We start from the raw sequence: 16,197 nt of genomic DNA on the forward strand, positions 1-16,197 counted from the left end.
GGCTGGCCGAACCCAGGAGCGCGCTCCCATTCCCCGCAGTCCACCCGTGAACGTCCCAAGCGCCTGGAACGACGGCCCTGAACGCCCGACTGCCCCGGAGTCCTTGAACGAAGCGGTGCCGCGCCCTGAAAACGTTACAGCGCGGGGCTCCGGCCGGAGGAAGGGCAGCCTGTCCGCATGCCCTGGTCCGGTGTCCTGCCGGGCTTCGCCGCTCGCGTGCCCCGCTGCCCTGCTGTGGACGTGGCGTCCTCGCAAGACGGGTGGCACATCCACCGACCCGGCTGAATGTATGTCCATGAGGGCCCGCGTGAGGCGGATGCCCCCTGAGCCGTGCGTTGGATGTTTCAGCCCGGGTGCGTGAGCCGCCAGGTCGCCACGCCCCGGAGGCCCGCGCGGCGCGTCCAAGCGGTGAGGTGGTGGAAGGAAGGGAGTCGACATGCGACCGAACGTGTCTTCCAGCAGAAAGGGTCTGCCCCTGCTCTCCGAAGGTCTCCCCCGCGCCCAGCGGGGGTTGCGGCGGGTGGCGGTGGGGTTGGACTTCTCCCTGCAATCCGAGTTCGCGCTGGCCCGCGCGCTGCGGCTCCCGCTGGCGCATGGCGCGGCCTTCAGCGTGCTGCACGTCAGCCCCCCGCTGGACGGCCACCAGGGGCCGGACGGGACGGTGGCCTGCGAGCGGTGCTTGCGCAGGTCGGTGACGTCCGCGGCGAAGCGGCTGCGGCAGCGGCCGGACGTGGACGTGCGCGAGGAGCTGCGCACCGGTGACGCGCCGCACGTGGTGGCGGAGCTGGCGAAGGACCAGGGCGTGGAGGTGCTGGTGGTGGGCCGGCCCCACCCGGCCTTTCCGCTGAAGCCGCTGCCGGACAACTCCCTGGTGCTGCGGCTGGTGCGGGAGGTGGACGCGTCCGTGCTGGTGGTGATGCCGCACCCGGGCCGCGTCTACCACCGGCCCCTCGTCGCGGTGAACTTCTCGCGCGAGTCCCGGCGAGCGCTGGAGTTGACCATGCGCCTGTGCCCGGCCTCGACGCCCATCGAGGTGCTGCACGTGGTGGACCTGCGCGCGGAGGAGGAGGCCCTGCGCCACCAGGACGGCCACCTGACGCAGGAGTTCCAGCTGCGGCAGGAGCGCGAGGACGCGGCGCGCAGGGCGCTCGGGCGCTTCCTGGCGCCGTACCGCGAGACGGGCCGCGTGATGGAGAGCCGCCTGCGCTTCGGGGACCCGCGCGAGTGCATCCTCGCGGAGGCCTTCGAGCGGGAGTCGGACCTGCTGACGCTGGGCATGTCCTCCGCGAACCCGCCGTCCGAGCTGGCCGAAGGCGTGCTGCGGCGCTCGCACTGCGACGTGCTCATCTCCCGGCACGCCGCCCCGCCCGCCGCCCTGCCGGACGGGGGGAACATCCCGGCTTCCTGAAAGCAGGGAAGTCCAGCGCGGCGGCCAGCGTGGCGTTATGAGGGGCGGCACCTTGCCACCTCCCACGCCGTCGACACCGCCTTCGCTCCGTGCCCGCCTGAAGAACGCGGGCGTCCTCTTCAAGCAGCTGCCGGGCACCTTCCGCCTCTTCTGGCGGGCGAGCCCCCGGGGCGCGGTGGTGCTGGGCGCGCTCACGCTGGTGGCGGCGGTGCTGCCGGCGGGCATCGCGTGGGTGGGCAAGCTCATCGTGGACACGGTGGTGGCCGCGGCGAAGGGCGACGCGGCGGCGCACTCGCGCGTGCTGGGGCTCGTGGCCACGGAGTTCGCGCTGATGATCGCCTCCGCGGTGGTGGACCGGGGGCTCACGCTCACGAAGGACCTGTTGCGCGCGCACCTGGGCAACCTGCTCAACGAGCGCATCCTCCAGAAGGCGCTGGACCTGGAGCTGCGGCACTTCGAGGACTCGGACACCTACGACAAGATGCAGAACGCGCGGCGCGAGGCGAACGCGCGCCCGCTGTCGCTGGTGATGCAGGCGTTCAGCATCGTGCGCAACGTCATCACCCTGTCCACCTACGCGGTGCTGCTCGTGGCGCTGTCTCCGTGGAGCGTGGCGGTGCTGCTGCTCGCGTCCATCCCCGCGTTCATCGCGGAGGCGCGCCTGGCGGCGGAGGGCTTCCGGCTGTACTCGTGGAGAGCGCCGGAGGGCCGCAAGCTCAACTACCTGGAGTGGATCCTCACGCGCGACAGCACCGTGAAGGAGGTGAAGCTCTTCGGGTTGGGGCCGCTGGTGCTGGGGCGCTACCGCACGCTGTTCCAGAAGTTCTTCGCGGAGGACCGGGCGCTCGCGCGCAAGCGCATGGTGTGGGGCCTGGGGCTGGGCCTGCTGTCGCTGGCGGCCTTCTACGGCTGCTACCTCTTCGTCGCGAGCAAGGCCGCGTCCGGCGGCATCTCCGTGGGCGACATGGTGCTGTACCTGGCGGTGTTCCGGCAGGGGCAGGCCGCGTTCCAGGGCATCCTCACCAGCGTGGGCTCCATGTACGAGGACGCGCTCTTCATGAGCAACCTCTTCGCCTACCTGGACATCCCCACGGTGGCGAGCGCGCCCCGGGCCCTGCCCGCCGTCTCGCCGCCGCGCGGACGCACCAACGCCATCGAGCTGCGCGACGTGTCCTTCCGCTACGCGGGCAAGGACGCGTGGGCGCTGCGCAACGTGTCGCTCACGCTCAAGCCCGGCCAGAAGCTGGCGCTGGTGGGGGAGAACGGCGCGGGGAAGAGCACGCTGGTGAAGCTGCTCTTGCGCATGTACGAGCCCACGGAGGGCGCCATCCTCTACGGCGGCGTGGACACGGCGCGGATGGACGCGGACGACCTGCGCGGCCGCTTCGGGGCGGTGTTCCAGGACTTCGTGCGCTACCAGTTCAGCGTGGCGGAGAACATCGGCCTGGGCCACGTGCCCGCGCTGGAGGACCGGCCCGCCATTGAACGGGCGGCGGAGCAGGGCGGGGCCAACACCGTCATCGCGACGCTGCCGTCGCAGTACGACACGATGCTGGGCGGCTGGTTCGAGAAGGGCCAGGAGCTGTCCAGCGGCCAGTGGCAGAAGCTGGCCGTGTCCCGCGCCTTCATGCGCGACGACGCGGAGGTGCTCATCCTGGACGAGCCCACCGCCAGCATCGACGCGGAGGCGGAGCACGCCCTCTTCGAGCGCTTCCAGGCGCTGGCCGCGGACCGCATCGCCATCGTGATTTCGCACCGCTTCTCCACGGTGCGAATGGCGGATCAGATCGCCGTGCTCCACAACGGGACGGTGCAGGAGCTGGGCAGCCACGACGAGCTGATGGCGCTCGACGGGCGGTACGCGCACCTGTTCCGGCTGCAGGCGCGCGGCTACCGGGACTGAGGCTTCAGGCCTGGGCCTTGGCGCCGCCGGGCAGGTGGTCGCGGATGACGCCCAGGAAGTACGGCTTGCCGTAGTACTGGCTCATCTTCCCCAAGAGCTTCCCGTTGCGGAACAGCAGGAAGGTGGGGATGCCGAACAGGCCGAAGCGCGTGGCCAGGGCCTCGTGCTCGTAGGCGTTGACCTTGACGACGCGCATGGGGGCGCCGTCCAGCTCCTGGAGGAGCTCGGGTTCGGCGGCCGCGTAGATGTCGCAGTTCGGGCAGCCGGGGCCCCAGAAGTCCACGACCACCAGCTCGTCTCGGGGTTCCATGACGAGCGAGTCGAAGGTCTCGGTCGTCGCCTCGATGCTTACGGGATGCGCCATGGCCTCCCTCTTAACGCCCGGGGGACCGGGCTTCCATGCAGGCTGCCAGCCCCGGGGGCAGGCGGACAGGAGGGATGGAGGGGGCGGGCGTGTCAGGTTGTCCAGATATGTCTACAGGCGTCGGGTGGACGAAACCCGACATGCACGCTGCGCTCGGGGGCCCAGGCACCATAAGGTGCGAGCCCTGGTGGCAGTCGATGTCGTGGAGGGGTCATGCACGAGTGGTTGGAGGCACTGCGCAAGTCGGCGAAGGCGACCTCGGAGGGTGTGCAGGCGGAGGAGGTCCGCCGCGCGGAGACGGAGTGCGGCGTCCCGTTCCCGGAGGACCTGGCGGACCTGTATCAGGCGCTCAACGGCGGTGAGTTCCAGGGCGAGGTGCGGCTGTACCCGCTGCGTGGCGGCGAGGGTGCGCCCAGCGTCCTGGAGAAGAGCCGGCTGATGGTGGTGGGCCTGCCTGCCGCGGGCGTGTGGCGCTTCGGGTTGAAGGGGGCGCACCGACACCTGTTCGTCGCGCGCAAGTCCGCGATGGAGGAGCAGGGTGACGGTGGCGGGCCGCTGCCCGGCTGGGTGGAGGCGCTGGACGGGGACGATTGGGTCTTCGGCACCTGGGACGGCGAGAAGAAGGAGATGCGGCTGTACCGCACGCTCAAGGACATGCTCGAGGTGCTGATTCCGCCCGTCGAGGAGGTGGAGAGCTTCGGGGAGCGGACCTTCGCGCGCGCGATGAACGCCGTGCTCCAGGGCGCGCTGTCCGGCGCCGCGGCCGAGGCGGCGGACGAGGACGAGGAGGCGCCCGCGGGCCGTGGCCGCGACTACTCGAGCGACCTGGCCGCCCTGGCCCGTGAAGCGGGCGAGGACGAGGAGGCCGAGGTGTCCAGCGAAGAGGAGCTGGAGGCGGAGATGGCCGAGGACACCGGCGAGGAGGAGGCCCCCGAGCAGGAGGAGCTGTTCGAGGAGCCCGAGTCGAAGCGCCCCACCGCGAAGAAGGCCCGCCGCGAGAAGACCGCCCCTGTCGCCACGGAAGCGCCGTCCGGGCCCGCCCGGAAGAGCGCCGCGAAGAAGGCCGCGGCCACCGGAGCGGAGGCGCCGAGCGAAGCCGGCCCCACCGGGACGGGAGCGCGTAAGGCGGCTGGCAAGAAGGCCGCCGCGAAGAAGGCCGCGCCCGTGCGTGGGGCCGCGAAGAAGGCCACGGGCAAGGCCGCCGCGAAGAAGGCCGCGCCCGTGCGTGGGGCCGCGAAGAAGGCCACGGGCAAGGCTGCCGCGAAGAAGGCCGCCACCGCGAAGAAGGGCGCCACCGCGAAGAAGTCCGCCCAGAATCGCGGCGCTGCCGCGAAGAAGGGCGCCGCGAAGGGCGCTGCACAGAAGCGTGGCGCTGCCGCGAAGAAGGGCGCTACCGCGAAGAAGTCCGCCGCGAAGGGTGCCGCACAGAAGCGTGGCGCCGCCGCGAAGAAGGGCGGGGCCGCGAAGAAGACCACGGGCAAGGCCGCCGCGAAGAAGTCCTCGCGCCGCCGGTCCTGAGCCCTGCGGTGGCCAGGTGGGAACCCCACGGGGCTCCCACCTGACGACAAAGGGCGCGTCCCACGCACGGGGACGCGCCCTGTCTCTGCATCCGGCTTCGGACCCGGCTACCCCTCGGGCAGCAGGTCCGGCGACTGCGCGCGCGGGCCCGGCTCATCGGGCTGCGCGGTCAGCTCGCGCTCCTCTTCCTCCTCGTCGGCCCGGCCGAAGCGCTGGATCTGATCCGGCAGGATGTCCCGCGCATCCGCCTCTTCTTCCATGGGCGGCGACAGGGCCAGGTCCTGGTCCGTGATGTTGATCTCGTCCTCTCCGGTGTCCGGGTTCCGGTGGCGCAGCGAGGTGGACTCGCCCACATCCTCGTCTCCGAGCTTGTTGAACCGCATGGGGTCTCCTCGACAGGGACGGTTGAGAAAAGCTTTCCGTGTCCCCTCGAAAATGGGACTCCGGGACGGGAGCGGCAATCGCCGCCGCCCGCCTGCCTGCCGGGCCCGGCCCCTTCAGCGAGGAGCCGTCGGCGGCTGGCCGTCAGGGCTGCCGGGCTTCACCTCCAGCAGCACCATCCCCAGCGCGAGCACCCGGGAGAGCGTCTCGCGCACGGTGTAGCGCCAGGGGGTCGCCCGTCCCTCGTCCGCCGCCACGCCCCACGCGTCGATGCCCACCGAGTTGGCGATGAAGAGCGCCCGAGACAGGTGGAAGCGCTGCGTGACGAGCACCGCCCGGTCCGCGCCGAACACCGAGTGGGCCCTCAGGCAGCTGTCGTAGGTGGACAGCCCCGCCTCGTCGCCCAGCACCGCGTCCTCCGGCACCCCGCGCTCCAGCAGGTAGTTGCGCATGGCCCGCGTCTCGTTGTGGAAGGGCGCGGAGTTGTCCCCGCTCACCAGCAGCGACTGCACCTTGCCCTGCCGCCACAGCGCGATGGCCGCGTCCAGCCGCTGCGCCAGCACCGGGGACGGCACCGCGCCCGGCGCCAGCCCCGCCCCGAACACCAGGGCCACCGGGGCCTCCGGGGCCCCCGCCAGCGGCACGATGCGGCCCTGGTAGCGCAGGCGCACGAAGTGGGACAGGCCCAGCAGGACGGCCACGGCCAGCCCGAGCAGCCCCAGGCCCCTGCGTACCCACACCCTGGTCGTGCCGCCAGCCTTCATGGACCCCGCGAAACAGTCGGAAGGGGCCATTCTCTTCCGTCGCCCCCAGGGGGCAAAGCGCCATGGGCGGCCCGGAAGCGGGAACTGTTCACGCCCGCCCGGCCCCTGAACGGGCTCCAGGGGGGCCCGGTCCGGGGCACCCCGCCGTTGACCGGCCCCCGCCCCGCCTATATAGGGGGCCCGCCGTCCCTCATGGCCAGCCCGGGCTGTCACGGGGCGCGCGCCGCACGTCGTCCTAGAGGAGTTTCCGGTCCATGGCGTCCCTTCGCGACATCCGCAAGCGCATCCGCTCGGTGAAGAACACGCGGCAGATCACCAAGGCCATGAAGATGGTCTCCGCCGCCAAGCTGCGCAAGGCGCAGGACGCCATCCTCGCCGCCCGCCCGTACGCGCAGACGCTGGAGCAGATCATCTCCGAGCTGGCCGTGCGCTCCGCCGACCAGGAGCTGGCGCACCCGCTGCTCGCCTCCCGCCCCATCCGCCGCGTGGAGCTGCTGCTCCTCACGTCCGACCGCGGCCTCGCCGGCGGCTTCAACTCCAACGTCATCCGCCGCGCCAACCGCTACCTGTACGAGAACAGCAACCTCCAGGTGCGCGTCTCCACGGTGGGCCGCAAGGGCAATGACTTCTTCCGCAACCGCGGCCAGTCCATCCGCAAGGACTTCGCCGGCCTGTACGCGACGCTGAACTACCGCTCCGCCGCCAACGTCGCGGAAGAGCTGGCCGCCGCCTTCCTCAACGACGAGGTCGACGCGGTCTACGTCGTCTACAACGAGTTCGTCTCCGCCATCACCCAGAACGTCGTCGTGTCGCAGCTGTTGCCGCTGCAGCCCGCCACGGCGAAGGCCGCCGCCGCGCCCACCCCGGAGACCGTGGCCGCCGCGCCCGCCCTGGTGGACTTCAAGTACGAGCCGTCCCGCCAGGCCGTGCTGGACCGGCTGGTGCCCCAGGCGGTCAACATCAAGCTGTACCGGGCGCTGCTGGAGAGCGTGGCCAGCGAGCAGGGCGCGCGCATGAGCGCCATGGAGAACGCCACCAACAACGCCACGGACATGATCTCCAGCTACACCCTGCTCTACAACCGCACCCGCCAGGCGGTCATCACCAAGGAGCTCATGGAGATCGTCTCCGGCGCCGAGGCCCTCAAGTAGTCCGCCTCCCGTCCGGTCGCACCCCCTCGGCTTCAGACGCTGGGCCCGATGCTTCGCGCTCCCACGAGCGCCGGGCACGGGCCCTTCGCCGTTCCAGGCTCCCCCCTTTGAGGCTCCCCAACGAGCAGGCGCGTCAGAGGGGAAGCGCAAGGGACTGGCGCTGGGGACACCGCTCCGCTAAGCGAGACTTACGTGCGCGGACCCGGGAGGCTTGACCCTGCCGGGCACCCCCCGGTAAAGGGGGCCCGCCCACACCCCTCTTTCGGGGTCGATTTCCTGACGGGCGGCGGCGCCCCGGCCGCTCGCCATACGAGACAAGGCAGAGGAGTCCCATGAGCGCTCAAGTCCCGACGACTGGCAGGATCACGCAGGTTCTCGGCCCCGTGGTCGACGTGGAGTTCCCGCCCGGCGGGCTCCCTGAGGTGTACGCCGCCCTCAAGCTGACCAACCCCAACCTGGGCGCGGAGAAGGACAACCTCACCATCGAGGTGGCTCAGCACCTGGGTGAGAACACCGTGCGCTGCATCGCCATGGACTCCACGGAGGGCCTGGGCCGCGGCATGCCGGTGAGCAACACGGGCGCCCCCATCCAGGTGCCGGTGGGCAAGGCCACCCTGGGCCGCATCATGAACGTCACCGGCGAGCCGGTGGACGAGATGGGCCCCGTGAACGCCACCGAGTACTGGCCCATCCACCGCGCGCCCCCTCCGTTCACGGAGCAGGACGTGCGCGTGCAGATGTTCGAGACCGGCATCAAGGTCATCGACCTGCTCGCCCCCTACACCCGTGGCGGCAAGATCGGCCTGTTCGGCGGCGCCGGCGTGGGCAAGACGGTGCTCCTGCAGGAGCTCATCCGCAACGTGGCCGTGGAGCGCGGCGGCTTCTCCGTGTTCGCCGGCGTCGGTGAGCGCACCCGCGAAGGCAACGACCTGTACCACGAGATGCAGGAGACCAAGGTCATCCAGACCGACAACCTGGAGAAGAGCCAGGCGGTCCTCGTGTACGGCCAGATGAACGAGCCGCCCGGCGCCCGCGCCCGCGTGGCCCTCTCCGCGCTGACCATGGCGGAGTACTTCCGCGACGTGGAGGGCCGTGACGTGCTCCTCTTCGTGGACAACATCTTCCGCTTCACCCAGGCCGGCTCGGAAGTGTCCGCCCTCCTGGGCCGCATCCCCAGCGCGGTGGGTTACCAGCCCACGCTCGCCACGGAGATGGGCGGCCTGCAGGAGCGCATCACCTCCACCACCAAGGGCTCCATCACCTCCGTGCAGGCCATCTACGTGCCCGCGGACGACCTGACGGACCCCGCGCCCGCCACCGCGTTCGCCCACCTGGACGCGACCACGGTGCTCAATCGCTCCATCGCGGAGCTCGCCATCTTCCCCGCCGTGGACCCGCTGGACTCCACCAGCCGCATCCTGTCCGCGGACGTGCTGGGCGCCGAGCACTACGCCGTGGCCCGCCGCATCCAGGGCATCCTGCAGCGCTACAAGGAGCTCCAGGACATCATCGCCATCCTCGGCATGGACGAGCTGTCCGAAGAGGACAAGCTGTCCGTGGCGCGCGCCCGGAAGATCCAGCGCTTCCTGTCCCAGCCGTTCTTCGTGGCCAAGGTCTTCACCGGCCTGGACGGCCGCTACGTGAAGCTCCAGGACACCATCCGCTCCTTCAAGGAGATCGCGGACGGCAAGCACGACGACCTCCCGGAGTCCGCCTTCTACATGGTCGGCTCCATCGAGGAGGCGCAGGAGAAGGCCCGCAAGCTGGCGGCGGCTTAAGGACACCCATGCGCCTGACCGTCGCGCTCGCCCTGCTCTTGTGTGTTGCCGCGCCCTCCGCCCTGGCGGAGGAGCGCGCCAGCCGGGCACGGGTGAGCGCGAACGGGCTCTACAGCGTCCGCACGGTGGACGTGGGCGTGGGGAAGTGCCGGCTGGAGATGCTCAAGGAGAACGGGCCCCTCTGGTCGGCGGACGTGTGCGTGGGGACGGTGGACGACCTGTACTTCGCCTCCAATGACGGGGAGAAGGTCTGGGTGCTCTACCCGCTGGTGGAGAAGGGCAAGCCGCCCCCCGGCAAGAAGAAGACGAAGGGCAGCGGCCTGGCGTGGGCGCGGGTGATGGTGGCGGCCCAGTTCGACCGCACCGGGCAGAAGCTCCAGGAGCGGCGGCTGACGGAGTTGATGACGACGAAGCAGCTGTCGGAAGTGCGGCAGATGGCCCACCACCTCAAGTGGCTGGAGGGCACCCTGGGCATCCCGGGCAAGGGCCCCCGCCTGACGGACGCCGGGGTGTTGGAGTTCGAGCCGGTGGGCGTGAAGACCCAGCGGCTGACTTTCTGATGCGGTAGTGCGGTAGCACGAGGACCTTCATGGCCAAGCTGACTGTCGAGATCGTCACCCCCGAGAAGCGCATCCTGTCCGTGCAGGCCGACGAGGCCATCGTGCCGGGCGGAGAGGGCCTGTTCGGCGTGCGGCCCGGCCACACGCCGTTCCTGTCGCTGGTGGAGCCGGGCACGCTCACCCTCATCGAGGCGGGCAAGCAGGACCGCTACTTCGTGGCCGGCGGCTTCGTGGAGGTGAGCAACGACAAGGTGCTGGTGCTGGCGGACGCCGCCGAGCACGTCACCGGCATCGACGTCGCGAGCGCCCGCCGCCGCATGGAGGAGGCCCAGGCGCGCCTCAAGGACCTGAACAGCGCGGACGCGCGCTACGCGCTGGAGCAGGCCGCGGTGCGCCGTGAGGCCGCGCGCATCGGCGCCGCCGAGTCCCGCTGAGGTCCCGCCCGCGCGTCCTGACCGGGCGCGCGTGAAGCACCGGAAGGGTGGAGCCGCGAAGCCCCGCGACCTGGGGCAGGCGCTCCACCCTTTTCGCGTTCCAGGGGCCGGACGGCGCATGATGCGGCGCTGTCATGAGCGCTCCTGAATCGCCCGTCCTGGAACTGTTCCACCGCATCGCGGATCCGCCGTCCGCCACCGCGCGCCGCTTCGTCACGGACCACGCGCTGGAGGACCGCGTGCGCTTCCGCAACCTCACCTACGAAGAGGTGGAGAAGGACTGGCGCGAGCGCGGCGGCCACACGTCCCCCGCGCTGTGGGACGGCGCGCGGCTGCATCAGGGCGCGGAGGCCGTGGTGGCGCGGCTGCTCGCGGTGGTCAACCTGGGCCGCGACGATTCGTGATCAGCGTGCATGCGCGCGCGTGGACGAAGTGAAGTCGCGCGCGTCAAGGTGAACACCTGAGCCCGTGGGCAGGGCACGCGCACGGCGCCTTGCGCACCCACGCGCGGCCACCCGTGCGTCCCTTTCGTTCCATGCGCAGCATTCGAAGTTGGACATGCACGCGTGCTCGCGCGTTTCAACGGGCTCGCCTGCTTGCTGAAACGCAGCGGGATGCGATAGCTACCGCGCCCCCGGTTGCGCCGTCGTTACGGCGAAGGAGGCGGACAGTGGCGACGCGCGCGGTGCAATCCAGCGGGACCTTTCTTGTCCAGCGCTCCACCGCATCCGTTCCGTGCACGTCAAGGCCCCATGATCGATCCGCCGTCGCGTCGCGCGCCCTCGCAGCGTTCATCTCGGTGCTCGTCCTTGGCTGAGGCTCGGGTAATCTCCGCCCCTCCGATGCCGCTGACTCCCGCAGACCGCCAGGACAGGTTCCATGCGGCATTTCTCGGGCTCGCCATCGGGGATGCGCTCGGCTTTCCGCTGAGGGGCATCCCCCCGGCGAGCCTGGCGCGGCTGCCCGGGCTGGCGGAGGACTTCGCGCCCCGGCCGCGCGGCAAGTTCGCCAAGGGCCAGTTCAGCGACGACACGCAGCTCCTGCTCGCGGCCGCGGAGAGCGTCATCCGCGAGGGCAAGGTGGACGGCCGCAGCGCGGCGGCGCACCTGGCGTGGCTGTGGCAGGAGGGCATCATCCTGCAGCCGCCGCGCAGCCTGTCCGAGGCGCTACAGCGGCTGTCGGGCGGCACGCCGTGGATGAGCGCGGGCGCGCCCCTGGGCACGAAGTGCCCGTCGGTGCTCAGCCGCGCGCTGGTGGTGGGCCTCTTCGAAAGCGGCCAGCGCGCGCGCCTGCCGCACGACGCGGGCGTGCTCACCGTCATCACGCACAAGGACCCCGTCTGCGCCGCCGCCGCGGCCGCGTTCGCGCAGGCGGTGGCGCTGGGCATGGAGGAGGAGGCCCTCACGCCCGCGGCCTTCTGCGAGGCCCTGGCGCTGTCCACCGCCGTGCACGACAAGAACCTGGCGGAGGAGATCCGCCACCTGCCGCGCCTGCTCACCTGGGACACCCAGCGCGCGCTCAACCAGCTGCGCAAGGTGGGCGTGCCCCCCAGCGAGCTGAAGGGCGTGGACGGCCTGCCGTGCCACGTGGTGCCGGTGCTGCTCACGTCGCTGTACGCGACGCTCAAGGTGCCGCACGACTTCCGCGAGGCCGTGGTCATGACGCTGCGCTGCGGCGGCGAGGCGGACGTGGCCGCGGCGCTCACGGGGGCCCTCCTGGGCGCGCACCTGGGCACCCGCGCCATCCCGGCCCGCCTGCGCAAGCAGGTGCTGTACGCGGAGAACCTGCTGGACACCGCGGACCGCCTGTTCCGGGCCCGGCAGGTGCGCGAGACGCTGGCCACGGCGATCGCGCACCAGAAGACCCGCCGCTAGGTCCTGGACCCTGGCCCGCTCCATGGGGCGGGGGTACCAGGCAGGCAGCCGGACGCGGCCGGGGTGTACGGCGGGACTTCTCCCGCCCACCCTTCCTGACCACCTTCAGGGACAGACCGGGGACAGCCGGGACGCCGAGCAGGCGTCCATCGGTGATGCCCCGGAAGTCATCCTGTCGGAGGCACGGTCGTGGACCTCGAATCGGAACGCCTGGAGCGCAGCCAGTTGGAGACGCTCTCCACCCCGGAACTCATCCGGCATGCGCTGTCGGAGACCCGCCTGCTGGTGAAGGCGGAGGTGATGCACGCCAAGAAGGAGCTCAAGCAGGAGCTGCAAGCGGCCAAGATGGCGGGCATCTTCCTGGGAGCGGGGGCCGTGCTCGCCCTCACGTCGCTGGCGGTGCTCTTCGTCGCGCTGGGCCTGGCCCTGCCGCTGGGGGCCGCGGTGGGCGTGCTCATCGTGGGCGCGGTGCTGCTGGCCGTGGCCGGCCTCCTCCTGTTCCTGGGCGCCAGGCGGGTTCCCAAGAAGCCGCTGGTGCACACCCAGGAGCGCTTGAAGACGGACCTTCAGCTGACCCGGGAGACGCTCCAATGAGCCAGGCCTCCGAGCTCGAAGCGCACAGCGACCACGCCATCACCAAGCGCATGGGTGACCGCGAGCAGGTGGAGCACACCGCGGACCGCATCCGCGACGAGCTGCTCCTCACCCTGGAGGAGCTGGACCGCCGGCGCACCCGCGCCACGGATGTGCGCTACCACGTCAACCAGCACAAGGACCTGCTCGTCACCGTGGGGGCCGCGGCCCTGGTGGCGGTGGGCCTGGGGGTGGGCATCGCCATCTACCGCGCCCGCCACCACGACGAGCGCGTGCGCCGCCAGCGCCGCAAGGCCCTGGAGCGCGCCTGGGCGCACCCGGACCGCGTGGCCACCAGCATCGAGGACAAGCCGCTGGGCGCCGAGCTGGGCCGCAAGGTGGTGATGATTTTCGCCACCTCGCTCGCCACCGCCGTGGCCCGCAACTCCATCCAGACCCTGGTCCCCTCGCGGACCGTCACCAAGGTCCCCGCGGACAAGGTGACTGTGGAGAATTATAAGAAATCCTGAATGCGTAAAAAGCGCGCATAAAGCAGACTGATGTCCATGACGGACCTGCTCTATGCGCGCGCGCAGATGGGACTGTCGCTCGCGTTCCACATCGTGTTCGCGGCGGCCGGCGTGGCGTTGCCGGTGTTGATGGTGCTGAGCGACCTGAAGCACCGGCGCACGGGGGACGCCGACTACCGGAAACTCAGCGAGAAGCTGGCCAAGGGCACGGCCATCCTCTTCGCGGTGGGCGCGGTGAGCGGGACGGTGCTCTCGTTCGAACTGGGCCTGCTGTGGCCGGAGTTCATGGGCCGCTACGGGGAAGTGATTGGCCTGCCCTTCAGCCTGGAGGGCGTGGCCTTCTTCACCGAGGCCATCTTCCTGGGCATCTACCTGTACGGCCGCGAGCGCGTGTCGCCGGGCCTGCACCTGTTCAGCGGCGGGATGGTGGCGGTGAGCGGCGCGGCGAGCGCGTTCTTCGTCACGCTGGTGAACACGTTCATGAACAACCCGTCCGGCTTCACGCCCACGCCGGCGGGGCCCACGGACGTGCAGCCGCTGGTGGCGATGTTCAGCCCCGGCTGGCAGTACCAGACGGCGCACGTGCTGCTGTCCTGCTATCAGGCCAGCGCGTTCGCGATGGCGGGCATCCACGCGTTCATCCTGCTCAAGCACCCGGGCGCTTCCTTCCACAGGAAGGCGCTGTCCATCGCGCTGCCGCTCGCGTGCGTCACCGCGCTCGCGCAGCCGCTGATGGGGGACCTGTCCGCGAAGCACGTGGCGCGCGCGCAGCCGGTGAAGCTGGCCGCGATGGAGGCGCACTTCGACACGGAGGCGGGCGCGCCCCTGCGGGTGGGCGGCTGGCCGGACGTGGAGCAGCGCACGGTGACGGGCTCCATCGACCTGCCCAAGGGGCTCTCCATCCTGGCCTTCGCGGACCCGGACGCGGAGGTGAAGGGGTTGAATGAGTTCCCCCGGGACGTCTGGCCGCCGGTGGCCAAGGTGCACCTGGCCTTCCAGGTGATGGTGGGCACGGGCAGCCTGATGGCGCTGCTCGCGCTGGCCACGCTGTGGCGCCGGTGGCGGGGCCGCGAGTGGCCGCACGGCAAGGGGATGATGCGCGCCTGGCTCTTGTCGGGGCCGCTGGGGCTGGTGGCGCTGGAGGCGGGGTGGCTCGTGACCGAGTGGGGCCGGCAGCCGTGGATCGTCCGGGACGTGATGCGCACGGGCGAGGCGGTGACGCCGGTGCCGCACCTGGCCGCGCCGTTCTTCACCTTCACGGCGGTGTACCTGTTCCTCGGGGTGACGGTGCTGTTCGTGCTCTGGCGGCAGGTGGCGGGCACGCTGCCCGGGAAGCCGGGGGCGGTGGTGGACGGTGAGGTGGCCCATGTCCACTGAGACGTGGGGGCTGGGGCTCGCGGTGGCGGGCACGTTCGTGCTGTACGCGCTGCTGGGCGGGGCGGACTTCGGCGGCGGGGTGTGGGACCTGCTGGCGCGCGGGCCGCGCAAGGCGGAGCAGCGCGCGCTCATCGCCCGCGCCATCGGCCCGGTGTGGGAGGTGAACCACGTCTGGCTCATCGTCGGGCTGGTGCTGCTGTTCAGCGGCTTCCCGCGCGCCTTCGCGGCGCTGAGCGTGGCGCTGCACGTGCCCCTGACGCTGCTGGTGCTGGGCATCGTGTTCCGGGGCACTGCGTTCACCTTCCGCGCCTACGACACGCGCGGCGACGTGGTGGAGCGCCGCTGGGGCGTGGTGTTCAGCGTCGCGAGCGTGGTGGCGCCGCTGCTGCTGGGCATGTGCGTGGGCGCGGTGGCCAGCGACGCCATCCGCATGCAGGGGCACGCGGTGGTGAGCGGCTTCTTCGCGTCGTGGCTGTCGCCCTTCGCGCTGTCGGTGGGCGCGCTGACGCTGGGCCTGTTCGCGTTCCTGGCCGCCGTGTACCTCACGCATGAGGCGCGCACGCCGGAGCTGGCGGAGGACTTCCGGCGCCGGGCGCTGGTGACGGGCGGACTGCTGTTCCCGCTGGCCCTGGCCGTCCTGTTGCTGTCGCGCGAGGGGGCGCCGCGCGTGTGGATGGGGTTGTCGCAGACGCCGTTCGCGCTGGCGCTGCACGGGGGCACCGCGGTGGCGGCGGTGACGGCGTTCGCGCTCTTGTGGACGCGGCGCTTCCGGGCCGCGCGGGTGGCGGCGGCCACGCAGGGCGGGCTCATCGTGCTGGGGTGGGCGGTGTCGCAGGCGCCCTACCTCGTCTACCCGCACCTGACGCTCCAGGGCACCGCGGCGCCGCTGGTGGTGCAGCGGCTGCTGCTCGTCGCGCTCGCGGTGGGCCTGGTGACGGTGGTGCCGTCGCTGGTGCTGCTGTTCCGCGTCTTCGGGCCCCGGGGCCAGGCGCCCCGGGCTCCCCAGGCTCCGGAGGTGCCTACGACTTGAGCACGGGGAACAGGGGCGGGTGCACGACGCGGGGCTTCTCGTCGCCCCGCGCCACCAGCACGCGGGCGCCTTCGAGCAGCTCCTCCGCGTCCAGGGCCTCCACCACGGTGCGCGCGGCGGTGTCGGGGTCCATCACGCGGCAGTGCACGCGCATGACGCCGGCTTCCGTCTCGCCGCCCTCCACCTCGCCGTTGCCCGTCCAGCCGAGCGCGTCCGTGAGCAGCTCCTCCACGGCGTTGCGCTGCTCGAAGTCATGGCCGGTGCCCTTGCCCTGCACGGTGTACTCCACGAGCAGCACGGCCATGGCGTCCGGCTCGGGCTCGTCGTAGCCGGCGTCCACCAGGGCCTCGGCCTCTTGCGCGATGACCATGTCGGGGTCCTCGTCCGGGGGGACGGGGACGGCCTTCTGCTCGCCGCCGTCACCCACGGTGCCCCAGTGCACGGTGACGACGCCCTCGTGCTCCCACGCCTCCCAGTAGCGCAGGGTGTCGCCGTCCTTCTTGTAGAGCTTCAGCAATGCGTGGCCCTCATTCGCGCGGACTCCATACCGCA

General features: G+C 71.4%; 17 protein-coding genes. 13 read left to right on the plus strand and 4 right to left on the minus strand.

Annotated elements, in window-relative coordinates; translation table 11 throughout:
• The first annotated feature begins 436 nt into the window (after positions 1-436).
• Complete coding sequence (locus AABA78_RS10015; RefSeq protein WP_338262751.1) at positions 437-1,408, plus strand: universal stress protein; 972 nt, start codon at positions 437-439, stop codon at positions 1,406-1,408.
• Between the two features lie 37 nt (positions 1,409-1,445).
• Positions 1,446-3,311 carry an ABC transporter ATP-binding protein gene (locus tag AABA78_RS10020; protein ID WP_338262752.1) on the plus strand — a complete coding sequence of 622 codons (1,866 nt, stop codon included), beginning with the start codon at positions 1,446-1,448 and terminating at the stop codon, positions 3,309-3,311.
• 4 nt (positions 3,312-3,315) lie between these two features.
• Here AABA78_RS10020 and AABA78_RS10025 read toward each other — a convergent pair whose 3' ends face one another.
• A complete protein-coding gene (locus AABA78_RS10025) occupies positions 3,316-3,675 on the minus strand; it encodes a thioredoxin family protein (protein ID WP_120603835.1) in 360 nt (119 codons plus the stop codon).
• A gap of 213 nt (positions 3,676-3,888) precedes the next feature.
• Between AABA78_RS10025 and AABA78_RS10030 the strand changes: the two genes are divergently transcribed.
• The gene (locus AABA78_RS10030; RefSeq protein ID WP_338262753.1) at positions 3,889-5,193 is read left to right on the plus strand and encodes an SMI1/KNR4 family protein; all 1,305 of its coding nucleotides are present in this window, start codon (positions 3,889-3,891) and stop codon (positions 5,191-5,193) included.
• A gap of 107 nt (positions 5,194-5,300) precedes the next feature.
• Here the strand turns inward: AABA78_RS10030 and AABA78_RS10035 are convergent, their stop codons facing one another.
• Together AABA78_RS10035 and AABA78_RS10040 are read right to left on the minus strand one after the other, a co-directional pair.
• A complete protein-coding gene (locus AABA78_RS10035; protein ID WP_171412812.1) occupies positions 5,301-5,576 on the minus strand; it encodes a hypothetical protein in 276 nt (91 codons plus the stop codon).
• Positions 5,577-5,690: 114 nt separating this feature from the next.
• The gene (locus AABA78_RS10040) at positions 5,691-6,338 is read right to left on the minus strand and encodes a SanA/YdcF family protein (protein WP_253894947.1); all 648 of its coding nucleotides are present in this window, start codon (positions 6,336-6,338) and stop codon (positions 5,691-5,693) included.
• A gap of 254 nt (positions 6,339-6,592) precedes the next feature.
• Between AABA78_RS10040 and atpG the strand changes: the two genes are divergently transcribed.
• From atpG to AABA78_RS10090, 10 genes are all read left to right on the plus strand, one after another.
• Positions 6,593-7,489 (plus strand): ATP synthase F1 subunit gamma, encoded by an 897-nt coding sequence (gene atpG / locus AABA78_RS10045; protein WP_338262754.1) that lies wholly within the window; start codon positions 6,593-6,595, stop codon positions 7,487-7,489.
• A 332-nt stretch (positions 7,490-7,821) separates the two neighbouring features.
• Positions 7,822-9,267: a F0F1 ATP synthase subunit beta gene (atpD, locus tag AABA78_RS10050; RefSeq protein ID WP_171412815.1), complete on the plus strand. Its 1,446-nt coding sequence runs from the start codon at positions 7,822-7,824 to the stop codon at positions 9,265-9,267.
• Positions 9,268-9,275: 8 nt separating this feature from the next.
• Entirely contained in the window at positions 9,276-9,827 is a 552-nt protein-coding gene (locus tag AABA78_RS10055) for a hypothetical protein (protein ID WP_338262755.1), read from the plus strand.
• Between the two features lie 29 nt (positions 9,828-9,856).
• Complete coding sequence (locus AABA78_RS10060) at positions 9,857-10,261, plus strand: F0F1 ATP synthase subunit epsilon (RefSeq protein ID WP_338262756.1); 405 nt, start codon at positions 9,857-9,859, stop codon at positions 10,259-10,261.
• 134 nt (positions 10,262-10,395) lie between these two features.
• Positions 10,396-10,665, plus strand: coding sequence for a hypothetical protein (locus AABA78_RS10065; RefSeq protein ID WP_171412818.1), 270 nt, complete (start codon positions 10,396-10,398; stop codon positions 10,663-10,665).
• Positions 10,666-11,103: 438 nt separating this feature from the next.
• Positions 11,104-12,135, plus strand: coding sequence for an ADP-ribosylglycohydrolase family protein (locus tag AABA78_RS10070; RefSeq protein WP_338262757.1), 1,032 nt, complete (start codon positions 11,104-11,106; stop codon positions 12,133-12,135).
• A gap of 189 nt (positions 12,136-12,324) precedes the next feature.
• A complete protein-coding gene (locus AABA78_RS10075) occupies positions 12,325-12,729 on the plus strand; it encodes a phage holin family protein (protein ID WP_338262758.1) in 405 nt (134 codons plus the stop codon).
• Entirely contained in the window at positions 12,726-13,238 is a 513-nt protein-coding gene (locus AABA78_RS10080) for a hypothetical protein (RefSeq protein ID WP_338262759.1), read from the plus strand. Before AABA78_RS10075 ends, AABA78_RS10080 begins: the two co-directional genes overlap by 4 nt.
• 36 nt (positions 13,239-13,274) lie before the next feature.
• On the plus strand, positions 13,275-14,615 hold the full coding sequence (locus AABA78_RS10085) for a cytochrome ubiquinol oxidase subunit I (RefSeq protein WP_338263583.1): 1,341 nt from the start codon (positions 13,275-13,277) through the stop codon (positions 14,613-14,615).
• Positions 14,605-15,645 carry a cytochrome d ubiquinol oxidase subunit II gene (locus AABA78_RS10090; protein ID WP_338262760.1) on the plus strand — a complete coding sequence of 347 codons (1,041 nt, stop codon included), beginning with the start codon at positions 14,605-14,607 and terminating at the stop codon, positions 15,643-15,645. The genes AABA78_RS10085 and AABA78_RS10090 overlap by 11 nt, the downstream gene beginning before the upstream one ends.
• Here AABA78_RS10090 and AABA78_RS10095 read toward each other — a convergent pair.
• On the minus strand, positions 15,635-16,162 hold the full coding sequence (locus tag AABA78_RS10095; protein ID WP_338262761.1) for a hypothetical protein: 528 nt from the start codon (positions 16,160-16,162) through the stop codon (positions 15,635-15,637). The genes AABA78_RS10090 and AABA78_RS10095 overlap by 11 nt on opposite strands.
• Positions 16,163-16,197 lie beyond the last annotated feature (35 nt).

Source organism: Corallococcus caeni (assembly GCF_036245865.1).
In the GTDB taxonomy this organism is placed as follows: domain Bacteria; phylum Myxococcota; class Myxococcia; order Myxococcales; family Myxococcaceae; genus Corallococcus; species Corallococcus caeni.

Excerpts from the sequence above, each read along its gene's own strand:
- atpG (WP_338262754.1), top strand. The coding sequence starts at position 6,593 with ATGGCGTCCCTTCGCGACATCCGCAAGCGCATCCGCTCGGTGAAGAAC.
- AABA78_RS10025 (WP_120603835.1), bottom strand. The coding sequence starts at position 3,675 with ATGGCGCATCCCGTAAGCATCGAGGCGACGACCGAGACCTTCGACTCG.
- AABA78_RS10020 (WP_338262752.1), top strand. The coding sequence starts at position 1,446 with ATGAGGGGCGGCACCTTGCCACCTCCCACGCCGTCGACACCGCCTTCG.
- AABA78_RS10070 (WP_338262757.1), top strand. The coding sequence starts at position 11,104 with ATGCCGCTGACTCCCGCAGACCGCCAGGACAGGTTCCATGCGGCATTT.
- AABA78_RS10040 (WP_253894947.1), bottom strand. The coding sequence starts at position 6,338 with ATGAAGGCTGGCGGCACGACCAGGGTGTGGGTACGCAGGGGCCTGGGG.
- AABA78_RS10090 (WP_338262760.1), top strand. The coding sequence starts at position 14,605 with ATGTCCACTGAGACGTGGGGGCTGGGGCTCGCGGTGGCGGGCACGTTC.
- AABA78_RS10030 (WP_338262753.1), top strand. The coding sequence starts at position 3,889 with ATGCACGAGTGGTTGGAGGCACTGCGCAAGTCGGCGAAGGCGACCTCG.
- AABA78_RS10035 (WP_171412812.1), bottom strand. The coding sequence starts at position 5,576 with ATGCGGTTCAACAAGCTCGGAGACGAGGATGTGGGCGAGTCCACCTCG.
- AABA78_RS10015 (WP_338262751.1), top strand. The coding sequence starts at position 437 with ATGCGACCGAACGTGTCTTCCAGCAGAAAGGGTCTGCCCCTGCTCTCC.
- AABA78_RS10060 (WP_338262756.1), top strand. The coding sequence starts at position 9,857 with ATGGCCAAGCTGACTGTCGAGATCGTCACCCCCGAGAAGCGCATCCTG.
- AABA78_RS10055 (WP_338262755.1), top strand. The coding sequence starts at position 9,276 with ATGCGCCTGACCGTCGCGCTCGCCCTGCTCTTGTGTGTTGCCGCGCCC.
- atpD (WP_171412815.1), top strand. The coding sequence starts at position 7,822 with ATGAGCGCTCAAGTCCCGACGACTGGCAGGATCACGCAGGTTCTCGGC.
- AABA78_RS10080 (WP_338262759.1), top strand. The coding sequence starts at position 12,726 with ATGAGCCAGGCCTCCGAGCTCGAAGCGCACAGCGACCACGCCATCACC.
- AABA78_RS10085 (WP_338263583.1), top strand. The coding sequence starts at position 13,275 with ATGACGGACCTGCTCTATGCGCGCGCGCAGATGGGACTGTCGCTCGCG.
- AABA78_RS10065 (WP_171412818.1), top strand. The coding sequence starts at position 10,396 with ATGAGCGCTCCTGAATCGCCCGTCCTGGAACTGTTCCACCGCATCGCG.